We start from the raw sequence: 13,294 nt of genomic DNA, 5'->3' as shown, positions 1-13,294 counted from the left end.
CAATCCCGCTCTCGAACGTCTCCTGCGGCACCCAGCCCAGATCGCGCTGAATTTTCGCGGCATCAATGGCGTAGCGCAGGTCATGTCCCGGACGGTCGGTGACAAAAGTGATCAGGTCGGCAAAGTGGGCGATGTTGCCCGGCTTCTGCGCCACCACCTTGTCGAGAATGGCGCAGATGGTACGCACCACGTCGATATTTTTACGTTCGTTATGGCCGCCGATATTGTAGGTCTCGCCGCTTTTACCTTCGGTCGCCACTTTGTACAGCGCACGGGCATGGTCCTCGACATACAGCCAGTCACGGATCTGCTCCCCGTTGCCATACACCGGCAGGGGTTTACCCGCCAGGGCGTTGAGAATGGTCAGCGGGATCAGTTTCTCCGGGAAGTGATACGGACCATAGTTGTTGGAGCAGTTGGTCACCACCACCGGCAGGCCATAGGTGCGGTTCCAGGCACGAACCAGATGGTCGCTGCCCGCCTTGGAGGCAGAGTACGGGCTGCTCGGCGCGTACGGCGTTTCTTCGGTGAACAGGTCATCGGTGCCGTGCAGGTCGCCGTACACTTCATCGGTGGAAATATGGTGGAAACGGAAAGCCTGTTTCTGCTGTTCCCCAAGCCCGGACCAGTAATGACGGGCCGCCTCCAGCAGAGTGAAGGTGCCGATCACGTTAGTCTGGATGAAGGCGGCCGGGCCATCAATGGAACGGTCCACATGGCTTTCTGCCGCCAGGTGCATCACGATATCCGGGCGGAACTCGCTGAACTGGGCCGCCACGGCTGCGGCATCGGTGATATCAGTCTGGGAAAACGAGTAGCGTTCGCTCCCGGCCACCGGCGCCAGGGATTCGAGGTTGCCGGCATAGGTCAGGCAGTCCATCACGCGGACTTCATCCAGAGTACTTTCAATGATATGACGAACTACAGCAGAACCGATAAAGCCTGCGCCACCGGTGACAAGAATCTTCATATTTTATTTACCTTTGATTACTCATGCAAAAAGAAAATAATTGCATACATCTCTATATTAAAATGTTTGAGATGTAATTTTACGGGGATAATATCGAAGGAACACTTTAAAAACAAATAGCGAAATTCTTAATTTTCCGCTATTTGTCAGAATAGAACTTGATTATATATGTACTTTAACATTAGACCTCCAATAAATTTCAGGAGGTCTAATAAGATAAATATTAATCTAACCACTCAGTATGGAAAACGCCTTCCTTATCAGTACGCTTATAGGTGTGCGCACCAAAGTAATCACGCTGAGCCTGAATCAGGTTAGCCGGCAGAACTGCGGAACGGTAGCTGTCGTAGTAGGCAATTGCGGCAGAGAACGTCGGTACCGGAATACCATTCTGCACGGCATAAGCCACCACATCACGCAGCGCCTGCTGATAGTCATCAGCGATCTGTTTGAAGTACGGCGCCAGCAGGAGGTTAGCAATGCCAGCGTTTTGCGCATAAGCATCGGTGATCTTCTGCAGGAACTGCGCACGAATGATGCAGCCAGCGCGGAAAATCTTAGCGATCTCACCGTAGTTCAGATCCCAGTTGTATTCATCAGAAGCAGCACGCAGCTGGGAGAAGCCCTGAGCATAGGAAACGATTTTACCGAGGTACAACGCGCGACGCACTTTTTCGATAAATTCCGCTTTATCACCGGCCGGTTGAGCCTGCGGACCACTCAGCACTTTCGACGCGGCTACACGCTGGTCTTTAAGCGAAGAAATATAGCGAGCAAACACGGACTCGGTGATCAGAGACAGAGGTTCGCCGAGATCCAGTGAGCTCTGGCTGGTCCACTTGCCGGTACCTTTGTTTGCTGCTTCATCAAGAATAACATCAACGAGGTATTTACCCTCTTCATCCTTCTTGGTGAAGATATCTTTGGTAATGTCGATCAGGTAGCTGCTCAGCTCGCCTTCGTTCCATTCAGTGAAGGTTTGCGCCAGCTCTTCGTTGGAAAGTGCCAGACCGCCTTTCAACAGCGCATAAGCTTCAGCAATCAGCTGCATGTCTCCATACTCGATGCCGTTATGAACCATCTTCACATAATGGCCAGCACCGTCAGCACCGATATAGGTCACACATGGCTCACCGTCTTCAGCAACTGCAGCAATCTGCTTCAGAATCGGAGCAACCAGCTCATAGGCTTCTTTCTGGCCACCTGGCATGATGGAAGGGCCTTTCAGAGCCCCCTCTTCACCGCCGGAGACACCGGTACCGATAAAATTGAAACCTTCGGCAGACAGTTCACGGTTACGACGGATAGTGTCCTGGAAGAAGGTGTTGCCGCCATCAATGATGATGTCGCCTTTATCGAGGTAAGGCTTCAGGGAATCGATGGCGCTGTCGGTGCCAGCCCCTGCCTTCACCATCAACAGGATACGACGTGGTGTTTCAAGGGATTCAACAAACTCTTGTACGGTGTAGTAAGGGACCAGTTTTTTGCCTGGATTTTCGGCAATCACTTCTTGAGTCTTTTCACGGGAGCGGTTGAAAACGGAGACGGTATAACCACGGCTTTCGATGTTCAGCGCAAGGTTACGCCCCATCACTGCCATACCGACAACCCCGATCTGTTGCTTGGACATTACTTACTCCTGTCAGGTTATAACTTTTACAATATAAGTTACTATAACTCTACTTTAACTTATAGTCAGCAAATCGCATAGAAAAAACATTGAAAGATGCTGTTAATTTATGAACTATGGGCGAGAAATTTTCCATTGAACATATTCTGTGGCTAAATTAAATTAATAGTACACTACATTACAATACAAGTTATTCAGTGTGTTTTTTTAATGCTAACAATTAACTTGAGAATCAATTTGAATTCCGAATCCAATATCATACATATAACAATATATCTTATCTAAAATTTAAAGCATATGCGACCATCATATTAGTTTAAGCCAACTTAATCTACCATTAATAAATTATTTGCTTTTTGACAACTCCAAATGTTACTTTTGTTGTATTGACAACATTCTGGACTTATTTTGTACTGTGAACTACATTAATTAAGCCATATCTAGGGCATGATCTAATTTTTCTTCACATACCAGTTTATATTATTTTTACACCTTAGCTGTGCAGTTAGATGAGTTTAAAAAATTACACCTTCCAGAATTGACATGGATGCATTTCTCCTGCGCACATATACACAAACACTAAGGAAAATGTATTTTAATTTACACCCCCACATGATGATGGCCTTAATGCAAACAGTGAAATCAAGCGCACTTATTATATTTTAAGTTCTAAGCGTGTTTATTTACAAAGTGCGTTTTTTTACAGCTGAACAAGTCACAATTTCAAAAGCAATGAAGAAAGTATCAATTATCAATATATAATTATTGGTCTCAGCAATAAAATCATTTAAAAATATCATTATATAAAATTAAAACCAATTATTTTAAGGAAACTTTCTTTTAAAAGAGTAACTTATGTGAATAAAACAATACCATAGCCATGCATCACACTTTATTCACATATTATAATCTCGCAACAACAATACATTTTTTAATCATTGCAATTCAAAATTAGTATTTTGTTAAGTTTATTTTTTTAAAAATAAATACAGTTTGCATAGACAATCATAAAAATAAACTCTCTGTCTGTTTGCTTTCATAAAAAGATAGCTCCTTTTCATGATCGGTAATTTTTTTTCGTTTTTATGCAAATGATATCTAAAGTAATTATTTTTATTTCTTGATGTCTCATCCATGAGCTGGATTGACACCCCATGTTTCCATGATAAAAAGAATAAGGTCAATTGATCTCTTTTAGCCCCTTGATTAAAATATTCCCACCAATAATTCATTAGGCGAATAACATCTTTATGGTTATGCTCGCGAATTATAATGTTATTCTCACCAAGTCCGTATTCCTTTGGAAAAGAATGCGCACTTAAAAGATTAAGCATATCCCTTCCATTTTCTTCCGTGATTTTCTTGTCAAGAACACACTGTTCAACTTCCTTATAGATACAATTTCTTGAAAAATGTTTGGGAACCGAAATAGGAGAGTTCTTAATATATTTTTCTATTAAACTTACTGGATCTTGAATTATTTTTATATTTGAATCCACATATACACTCGCATCGTATTGCGAAAGGAAAAGATGTGGCAAAAATTTATATTCTCGATTTTTTAAAACTGTGTCTTTGACATTTTGAACATAAATGATTTTCCATTTATTTGAAGATATATTTTCCTGATTAGTAAAACATATAAAGTCACACTTGTAATCAATATCTTTGGGTTCAATAAGATCATCATAATCACCAAACAGAGCAGTATAAACAACATATTTATTCATCAATTTAAACTCATCTTATATTGAGAAGAAGATTGTTTTTATATATTATTCATCTTGCCATATCTGCCGTGAATAAAATCTTTCACACCAAGAAAAATCGATTTAATCTTTATAAGCTTGTCCTTCTCAAGTAATATAACCCTGAATAGATCTAATAAAAACGCAGCAAAATCATAAACAATAAATGCAGGATAATATTTAAAGTATTTTTTCCATACATGTAGACGATTTCTCGTCACATAGTATTTCCTATAGTATGGATAATTTGTTGGCGAAAAGCCAAATGTCTTTTTCCTGTTACCGAGAGCATGTTGAATAACAACTTTCGGATACACACACACTCTGTAACCTGAAACAAGTAGCCTGAGACAAAATTCGTTATCAACATAGTCTATAAAGTATTCATTTAAAAAATAACCTACTTCATCAAATATAGAAGTTCTACATAACGCACCCGATGTTATAATACACATCGCATCTTTTATGCCTTCATTATTAGAAAATACTTCTCTTTTGACCGTAAGTTTATTATGCATGACTGGGAATCTTGAATATCGCCCATCATTAATGTCATAATACACAGGACCAATAATACCAATCCTTGGGTCAGTGTTAATAGCTTCTTTCATGCTATCAACATATGAATCAGGAATTGTGGAATCTTGGTCAAAAGTTAAATAATAATTAAAACCTTTTGATTTAGCAGTAATTGCACCCTGTGTTAAAGAATATGCAATGCCATGATTAATACCATCACCTTGGTATGATAAATTATTCCTTTCAGCAATAGATTTAATATTATTGATAACATCAGGATTTTCTGAGTTATCGATTATACAAATATTACGTACCTGTTTTTGAATCGCCAACAATCTGCCTTCAAGCCCATCATCGGGATTGTAAGTAACTATAATAGCAAAAACATCAGGGTGCATATAAACCTCAATAGGATTTTATTTTGTATTTAATTCATTAAATAATTCAGATATTTTAATTATAAAATAGCATTTCCGATGATTACTTTTTATAAATACAGATATTGATAACATATAAAAATAATTACGACCAGTAACGCTTATGCATACTTAACATTCTCACTAACTTTAATGGGATGTATGCATAGTTCTGACCTAATTTGTAACCAAAGAATTTCATGCAATTATTAATACAAGCTAATGGAATCCATAAAGGAGCATTTTTGATCAAAAATTTCATCTCAGACAAAATAAATTTTTTCCCTTCCCCACCAGCACCACCAATTTTATCACGTATCCATTTTTCTTGAGCATGAAAAACACCAATATCAAAATAACGTTTGAACTCTTCTAGTGGCTTGTAATTGTGAGAATGCCGCACTACGGCATCAGCTGCATAAGCCACCTGATAACCTGCAAGGATTGCTTTTGCTGCATAAAACATATCCTCACAGAGGATAGTGTTTGAAGGAAATCCTTCTAATTCTTTGAAAGTCGATAGCCTGTAGGCAGAAAAAGAGTTTGACATAAATACAGATTTTAAGCCTAAGGCACTGACATTATCCTTGCCACATACATAGCTTTTATTCGGGTAATTAAATGCACGGGCATGTTGGGCTAGGGGATTGGCCGAAAAATGAGGCAATTGTCGACCGTAAGCACATGCCACCTTTTCATTTTTAAACACAGAAATTATATTGTCGATGAAACCATCTTCAGGAATGGCGTCTTGTGTTAAAAAAATTACTATATCGAATTCATCAACGTATTTGTATACAGCTTGATTTCGAGTCCCACCGTGGTTGAAATCCTTACTCGATATGCATGTAACATCAAAACCGGCTTCCTCAGCAATTAACTTTGTGTAATCGACGCTTCCTGAGTCAATAACATGAACAAACAATTCATCTGTCGAATAATTTTTAATATTTGACACCACTTCACGCCAAATATCACCACCATTGTATGTTGGAATCGCGATATAATATTTCATAATTTTCTTTCATCATTTAATAGTCAAAGTTAACGCAAGTAGTTAATATGCCCCGTCCTTTCTTAACACAACACTTATTGTTTTAAATAAAATAGCTATATCATTCCACATTGACCAATTTTTGACATACCATGCATCAAGATAAACACGAGTCTCGTAGTCTACGTCGCTACGACCGCTTACCTGCCAAAGGCCAGTCATTCCTGGTTTACTTAAAAGATAATAATCAACTTCTTCATTATAACGAACTAATTCAGCAGTTATAATTGGACGTGGGCCGACTAAACTCATTTCACCTTTTAAAACATTAAAAAGTTGCGGAAGCTCATCAAGACTTGTTCGACGAAGAAATGCACCAATTTTTGTAATACGAGGATCATTTTTCAATTTAAAGGTTGATTCCCATTCCCTTCTTGCATCTTCATCTTTCGCGAGTAATTCTTCCAAAACTTCTTTAGAATTAATTATCATTGAACGGAATTTCAAACATTTAAATGATTTTCCATCTTTGCCTATTCGTTCATGTCCATATATAGCAGGTCCACCATCTTGTTTGACCTTACGACTAATATACAATAAAGCGGGAGACAATATTGAAAGAATCACAAGGGAACCAACGATATCAAATAATCGTTTTAGTACACGAGAAGACCATTTCGCCAAATTCTGTTGTACGCGAAATATCATTACTTCATGACTAAAAATAAACGACATATCAGTACTATCTAAAGGCATACCACGCAATGTAGGAATTACAGATACGTAGCGATAACCTTTGATCATGAAATTTCTTAACCATGCATTTCGGATATCACTTTGATGCGATTCCACCGCAACTATAAATTGTGTCTTTACATCAATAGCCGGTAGCCACGACAAATCATTTGGTAAAACATTTATTCCATCAATTTTACCACCAGCTGGAACACCGCCATCACACGTAATGAACCCAACAATATTTAAACCAAGATTCCTCTCACTAGTTATGGCTTTGTAAGCTTCATTCGCATTTGTGCTGCTACCTATTATCCAAGTATCTCGTTGCCAAAGACTTAATGTATCTAATATTCGTTTCGTTAGCATCCTTGATATCGGAACTAATATGAGTACTAAAACCCATGTTAGCACCCAAATATATCGCGAAAACGACCATGTCGTAAAGGCAACGACTGCTATTTCAATTATTGCAAAAATGACTAAAGTCCTAAGGATTTCTTTTAATTCAAACCAAAATGTTTTACGGTAAAAATAATGTCTTAATCTCATTGAGTACCAACAAACACAACAAGCAGCAAGCAACCAATGTAGTGCTATCCAACCTTGTATTTGTTGAGTCTCTACGAATGCATCATGGTTATTTATTGATAAAAATAAAATCCCCATTGCTATATACATGGAAATAACAAAACTAGCAAAGTCAGACAATGCAAGCATTATGCTAACTAAAAAATTCCTACTGAGGAGCGCCATGTGACCTCTCATATAACTCATAATATTTTGCTTTAGTGTTTTCATGGAAATAAAGCCGAATCTAAATATTTATAAAAATCCGGCTTTTATTGAAAACACTTCTTTACTTATTATCTTTGTAAGAATAGCCGTAATAATTATAACCATAGCCATAGTAGCTACTTGCTTTTTTTACTACGCCATTAAGTATACACCCTTTTACTGGGACACCACTTTGTTCGAAGCGTTTAATACTGATGTCAATTTCTTTAGCAGTATTAAGCTCAAAGCGTGAAACTAATAGTGTAGTTCCAGCGTAATTACCAATAATTGCAGCATCTGTTACTGCTAAAATAGGAGGTGTATCTAATATAACCATATCATAATTTTGATCAGCCCATGACATTAACTCTCCAAATCTTTTATGCATAAGCAATTCCGCCGGATTTGGAGGCACCATGCCTCTCGGTATTACATCAAAACCAAGCATCGATATATGTTTGACTGAAGAGGAAAAATCCTTTTTACCTGATAAAACATCGGATAAGCCATTATCATTAGGAATATTAAATAGCTTATGGGTATAACCCTTTCGCATATCTGTATCAATGAAAAGTACTTTCTTCCCAGTTTGAGCAATTATAGCTGCCAAGTTAGAACTAACAAAGGTTTTTCCCGCATTTGGACTTGCCCCTGAAATCATCAGAATATTATTTCTTGATTCTAGCATAGCGAAGTGCAGACTAGTTCTTAATCCTCTTATTGCTTCTATTGCGAGATCAGCAGGATTCTCAATTGCTAAAAAGCCTTGTATATCGTCTTTTCCTTTCCATGAATTCTTTTGAGTTGTTTTTTTTGCAAATGTTTCAGATACAGGAATACTCGCATAAACATTGATACCCAACTCTTCCAATTGCTCAGGAGATTCAATACCTCTGCGTAAGAAAACACGTAACAGTACAAGACCAATTGAAATTATTAAACCAATAACTACTCCAATCAATAAAACTAATATTTTCTTGGGCTTTACAGGTTTAGGTTGAGTTACTGCGTTATCAATAATTCTTACATTACCGATGGCACTTGATTTAGCAATACTAAGCTCTTGTTGTCGATTTAAAAGCTGCATATATACAGCCCGACCTGACTCAACATCACGACTTAAACGCAAAATTTCCTGCTGCGTTTCTGGCATGCTTGATACTTTTTTATTTAGTTTGGCCTTTTCATCTTGTAAGGTCTTTCGTTTTTCAAGTAACGCCTTGTAAGTTGGATGTTCTTTTGTATAAAGCTGTGAGATCTCTGATTCTCTAAATGTAAGTTCATTAAGCTGATTATCAACATTAACTATCTGATCAAGTACAGATTTTGCCTCAAGCGATAAATCTACTGAATCGCTTTGTCTCCGATATTGATTTAGTTTACTTTCTGCTATATCTAATTCACTTCGTACTTCTGGTAACTGTTTATTCAGGAAATCAAGACTTTTTGCATCCTGAGCTGCTTGCCTTGCTATATTTTGTGCTAAATAGTTATCAGCGATACTATTAACAATTTTTTCAATTAATACTGGATTATCACCAGTCAATGATATATTCAGTATTCCCGTATCTTTACCCTGATCGTTTACTGTTAGTTTGTCCTGTAATTCTGAAATTGCTTTTAACCTTGAAACATATTTGATTATAAATTCAGTTCCAGGAGGAGCGTTAATATCATCTATTTTAAGAGAAATACCATTTCTTTCGATTAGCTCACCTAGCTTACCTTTAAAAGAATGACCGTCGAAATTGATTAGGAAATCCTTTCCCCCCGCAACAGATAATAACAATTCGGGCGTTTCATTATCGCTTCCCGATACGAACAATCGCGATATAGTAATCTCTGAAGGCTTTGCATCACTAATCCTAGCAAAACCACGACCAAATATGGGGAAATATTTCTGAGTAATGTTTGCCTGTAAGTTAAGATCATCTACTGTTTTCCCTAGAATCATTCTTGACTGAATTAAGGCTATTTCTGGTGCTGATTGTGGTTGGCTATCAGGAAGCATCTGGCTAAGATTGCTTAATATCGCATTTCCCTGTTTTTGTTCTACTTGTATTAAAGCATCAGCTTGATATATAGGAGTTGCAAATATTGCATAAATTAATGCTATTAATGTACAAAGTGATGTCACCGAAATAATTAATTTGCGATGATCGATAAATTCGCCTAGAAGTCGACCCAGATCAATACCTTCTGAGTCTCGCGATGAAGTTTTATTAATGAGAGATGACATGTATATTTTCCTGAATTAACTTGCTAATTTTTCCGCCCATGCTTTTGAGGCCTGTTCAATAAGAATATACACAGACAAGAAAGCTTCATCACTTTTCCTATAGGGATCTGGTATCTCTCGGTCATTCAACCAATGACCGAATAGCATTGTTTTCCCTCTAGCCTCCGGCGCTATTTTACCTATTTCGCTAAGATGATGTTTTTCCATAACTAGTATCAAATCATATTGACGACCAAGAGAGGAGGTAAATTGACGTGCATGGTGTTCTTTTAACGATATGCCATGTAATGATGCAACCCTGATAGCACTTTCATCGGCGGAATGATCAATTAATGCACCAGTACCTGCTGAATCTATTTTTTTCCCTGGTAGGAATGTACGTAATAAGCGCTCTCCAATTGGTGAACGGCAAATATTCCCCGTACAAACTACTAGAATCGAGTTAAACATGATCACATATCCTTAACGTATTTAACTGTTTCGGTAATATCATGAACTCCTGTAATTGTCGGTACTAATTGTGATATTACTCTATTCCAACGGACCAGCGGAGCTGTAGTAACATACACGATATCATAAGGCTGAAGCTGGAATTCCGTACCTAATACCATAGCTGATGCATCTTGGGCATTAAGTTGATAGATATTCGCTATTTTACCCTTTTTATCACCTTTCAACTGACGGATAACAAAAACACCGGTTGCATCACTGAAAGTTTGAGACATGCCTTCAGCATTCCCCAAAGCTTCTGCTAGGGTCATACCACTGCGATCCATTTTCATCGTGCTTTGTTTACCAACCTCTCCCATCACGAATACTTTAAGATCGTCATTACGGGGTACAAACAGAATATCCCCTGGATACAGCAAGCGGTTTTCTGTCAAATCACCTTTCTGCATAAGGGCATATAGTGAGATTTTGGTGTCCTTACCATTATGCGTTAGCACCACATTGCGCCAGTCAGCGTCTTCTGATAAACCACCTGCAGCATTGATTGCATCCATTACAGTTAACGGAATATTTGTAATCGGTTGCTGTCCTGATTTAGCAACTTCGCCAGTCACATAGGCTTTTTGCGAGCGGAATGCAGCAATACTTACATCAACCTGAGGGCTTTCAATATAAGTGGTCAAACGGCTGGCTATATCCTGGCGTACCTGGCTAAGCGTTTTCCCCGCCACCTGTACTTTACCGATATAAGGATAGAAAATGGTACCGTCGGAGTTAACCCAGTTACCGGTGTCGCTGGCGCTACGATATTGGCCTGCAGGTGTAGTGAGCTCTGGGTGGTCCCATACGGTAACCATCAACACATCGCCAACTCCAATGCGATATTCATAACTTCTGAGTAAATTATCAAGCTGTGGGTTTGGACGAGCCAGTACACTTTCCGGGCGAAGCTGATCGATCAGCCCCGGCGTCATTGGATACACATTAACCAGTTTATCCAGATCGTAGTCGCTGTCCGGCAGCTCAACCACGTTCTTCCGCAGACTATTTAACCCTTGACCGGGGATAATCGTACAACCCGATAAAAACCCAATTGCCAACGCTAATGCCGAAAATCTAACAAGTTTTTTCTTCATAATGTCACATCATCAGTAAATCAAAATTTGCCAATTCCTGAGCAGCTGTCATAGCCGTTGCTTCCCTGCCGGCTTATGGAGAGAGAAAAGCTTACTGCGTCCTGCAGCGCTACCACCCTCTATCCCCTGTTTTCAGCATTCAGCCTTATAAACTAAACGGTATTTCTATCCCTGCGCTGGCCCCAACGTCATCGCTGTCGCTGTTGTTTGCGTTGGTGTACCACAGTGAAGTATTCAACCGGACCGACTGATAAACATCCCCGCTCCAGCCAAGCTGTACTCCTTTCAAGGTATCAGCATGAGGGAATGCTTTGTTGATCGACTGATTCTCCGGGTTAACTTTGGCGTATACCAGACGTGTACTCCAGCGTTGGTTATCCTCTGTAATAAGCTCGACTTTTCCTGCGATGAGCTGACCATCTCCGCCCATTGCATCGCCCAGCGGATAGCCCTGCTGATAATATCCATCCGTATAGATATGATGATTATAACTGTAATTGGTCCGGCTCATATTGGTGCGCGTATCATGCGCTTCCAGGTACCAGTTCACAGCATCCTTACCCCAGCCGTGGTGGCCTTCCACACCGCCCAGATACATATTGGCCGAAGGCAGATAACCTGACTCATCCTCACCGATCATTTGTCCGTAGAAGCTCACCGGCCAGCCCAAAGTTGGCTCTAGTTTGAATTTAAAGTCAAATCCGGCCAACTGGTTCCCCGGCTCGTTATCCGTTCCGGTATTGTCTTTCCCTGTAAAGCCATCCCAGAAGCTGCTGAAGGATTGCGGCCGCCCTTCCCCGCCCCACTGCATAATGCGCGACGCACCTAATTCTAATGACTGGAACGGCGTGAAGGTAAAACGTCCGCCGATAATTTTGGCATGAGGCACAGCGGTATATTGATTCATCTGGCTGGCAGAGATCTGGTACTGCCATGGTCCCACCCAGCGTAACCACCAGGTTTCAGGTGCAGCCTGCTCGGCCCTCTGCATCAGGAAGCCGGTCATCGGCCGCATCGCATCCCCGCGGATCAGGCTGCCTTCATAACCAGGCCCCCACCACTGCGGAACCTGACCAAAGGAGAGCCACTGGTTCCAGAACTTCACCGCGCCGTAGGCGCCGTTGGCGTTGAAACGCGATCCGTTGCTGATTCGCTCTCCCCCTTCAACGTTGCCCTGGAGGTGAACGTCCCACCACTCGCCGCTGTTGTTGAACGCCAGGCCTAACGAATTATCTGCCGGCTGCGTCTGACCAAACCCCTGCGGAGTGCCCGGTTGGTCGGTTGAGGTGTAGCCGGTGACCCGGAAATCGGCTTTTAACGCTGACAGTCGCTGATTGATACGAGCCAGAACCACTTGCTCAGAAGAATAGGAAGGTTTGGCCTTTTTTAGCGCCCGGGCGATCTCTTCCTGACTTAGCGGCCAGGTCGACAGGCTCAGATGGATGACCCCACGATCGGAAAGCCAGGCAAGGTCGTTTCGCAGATCGTTATCATTTACGACTAACCCGGCCGCGTAAGCCTGGGCTCCCAGTGAGGAAAGCAAGCCCAGCGTCACGGCAATACGCGCAATTTTTATCATTGTACAAGATCCATTTTCAGCCCCGCTGTCGTATCTCAATGAGAATGAGGGGAATACCAAGATAGAAAGCGCTCGCGGCACCAGCTGACTTCACTGTGCAA

Annotated in this window: 10 protein-coding genes; all 10 read right to left on the bottom strand. The window is 40.6% G+C overall.

The features are described 5' to 3' along the window. Positions 1 to 970 (bottom strand): dTDP-glucose 4,6-dehydratase (gene rfbB / locus CWM61_RS10075; RefSeq protein WP_100631189.1); only part of this gene is annotated, 970 nt, incomplete at its 3' end. Positions 971 to 1,193: 223 nt separating this feature from the next. Continuing rightward, complete coding sequence (gene gndA / locus CWM61_RS10070) at positions 1,194 to 2,600, bottom strand: NADP-dependent phosphogluconate dehydrogenase (protein ID WP_100631188.1); 1,407 nt, start codon at positions 2,598 to 2,600, stop codon at positions 1,194 to 1,196. Between the two features lie 968 nt (positions 2,601 to 3,568). Then, positions 3,569 to 4,330: a glycosyltransferase domain-containing protein gene (locus CWM61_RS10065; protein ID WP_100631187.1), complete on the bottom strand. Its 762-nt coding sequence runs from the start codon at positions 4,328 to 4,330 to the stop codon at positions 3,569 to 3,571. 38 nt (positions 4,331 to 4,368) lie between these two features. Further along, positions 4,369 to 5,265: a glycosyltransferase gene (locus CWM61_RS10060; RefSeq protein ID WP_100631186.1), complete on the bottom strand. Its 897-nt coding sequence runs from the start codon at positions 5,263 to 5,265 to the stop codon at positions 4,369 to 4,371. A 124-nt stretch (positions 5,266 to 5,389) separates the two neighbouring features. Further along, the gene (locus CWM61_RS10055; protein ID WP_100631185.1) at positions 5,390 to 6,298 is read right to left on the bottom strand and encodes a glycosyltransferase family 2 protein; all 909 of its coding nucleotides are present in this window, start codon (positions 6,296 to 6,298) and stop codon (positions 5,390 to 5,392) included. 42 nt (positions 6,299 to 6,340) lie between these two features. Continuing rightward, a complete protein-coding gene (gene wbaP, locus CWM61_RS10050; RefSeq protein ID WP_100631196.1) occupies positions 6,341 to 7,780 on the bottom strand; it encodes an undecaprenyl-phosphate galactose phosphotransferase WbaP in 1,440 nt (479 codons plus the stop codon). Positions 7,781 to 7,871: 91 nt separating this feature from the next. Continuing rightward, complete coding sequence (locus CWM61_RS10045; RefSeq protein WP_100631184.1) at positions 7,872 to 10,028, bottom strand: polysaccharide biosynthesis tyrosine autokinase; 2,157 nt, start codon at positions 10,026 to 10,028, stop codon at positions 7,872 to 7,874. Positions 10,029 to 10,043: 15 nt separating this feature from the next. Beyond that, entirely contained in the window at positions 10,044 to 10,478 is a 435-nt protein-coding gene (locus CWM61_RS10040; RefSeq protein ID WP_004152837.1) for a protein-tyrosine-phosphatase, read from the bottom strand. Between the two features lie 2 nt (positions 10,479 to 10,480). Next, positions 10,481 to 11,614 carry a polysaccharide export protein gene (locus CWM61_RS10035; protein ID WP_100631183.1) on the bottom strand — a complete coding sequence of 378 codons (1,134 nt, stop codon included), beginning with the start codon at positions 11,612 to 11,614 and terminating at the stop codon, positions 10,481 to 10,483. A 145-nt stretch (positions 11,615 to 11,759) separates the two neighbouring features. After that, positions 11,760 to 13,193 (bottom strand): capsule assembly Wzi family protein, encoded by a 1,434-nt coding sequence (locus CWM61_RS10030; protein ID WP_032740101.1) that lies wholly within the window; start codon positions 13,191 to 13,193, stop codon positions 11,760 to 11,762. Positions 13,194 to 13,294: the final 101 nt, after the last annotated feature.

The sequence above is a fragment of the Klebsiella sp. K-Nf6 genome, from assembly GCF_002806655.1.
GTDB classification, from domain to species: domain Bacteria; phylum Pseudomonadota; class Gammaproteobacteria; order Enterobacterales; family Enterobacteriaceae; genus Klebsiella; species Klebsiella variicola.
The sequence above is the reverse complement of the archived record's forward strand: the minus strand, read 5'-3'. Positions and strand labels throughout refer to the sequence as shown.

Excerpts from the sequence above, each read along its gene's own strand:
- CWM61_RS10030 (WP_032740101.1), bottom strand. The coding sequence starts at position 13,193 with ATGATAAAAATTGCGCGTATTGCCGTGACGCTGGGCTTGCTTTCCTCA.
- CWM61_RS10060 (WP_100631186.1), bottom strand. The coding sequence starts at position 5,265 with ATGCACCCTGATGTTTTTGCTATTATAGTTACTTACAATCCCGATGAT.
- CWM61_RS10055 (WP_100631185.1), bottom strand. The coding sequence starts at position 6,298 with ATGAAATATTATATCGCGATTCCAACATACAATGGTGGTGATATTTGG.
- wbaP (WP_100631196.1), bottom strand. The coding sequence starts at position 7,780 with ATGAGAGGTCACATGGCGCTCCTCAGTAGGAATTTTTTAGTTAGCATA.
- CWM61_RS10045 (WP_100631184.1), bottom strand. The coding sequence starts at position 10,028 with ATGTCATCTCTCATTAATAAAACTTCATCGCGAGACTCAGAAGGTATT.
- CWM61_RS10040 (WP_004152837.1), bottom strand. The coding sequence starts at position 10,478 with ATGTTTAACTCGATTCTAGTAGTTTGTACGGGGAATATTTGCCGTTCA.
- CWM61_RS10065 (WP_100631187.1), bottom strand. The coding sequence starts at position 4,330 with ATGAATAAATATGTTGTTTATACTGCTCTGTTTGGTGATTATGATGAT.
- gndA (WP_100631188.1), bottom strand. The coding sequence starts at position 2,600 with ATGTCCAAGCAACAGATCGGGGTTGTCGGTATGGCAGTGATGGGGCGT.
- CWM61_RS10035 (WP_100631183.1), bottom strand. The coding sequence starts at position 11,614 with ATGAAGAAAAAACTTGTTAGATTTTCGGCATTAGCGTTGGCAATTGGG.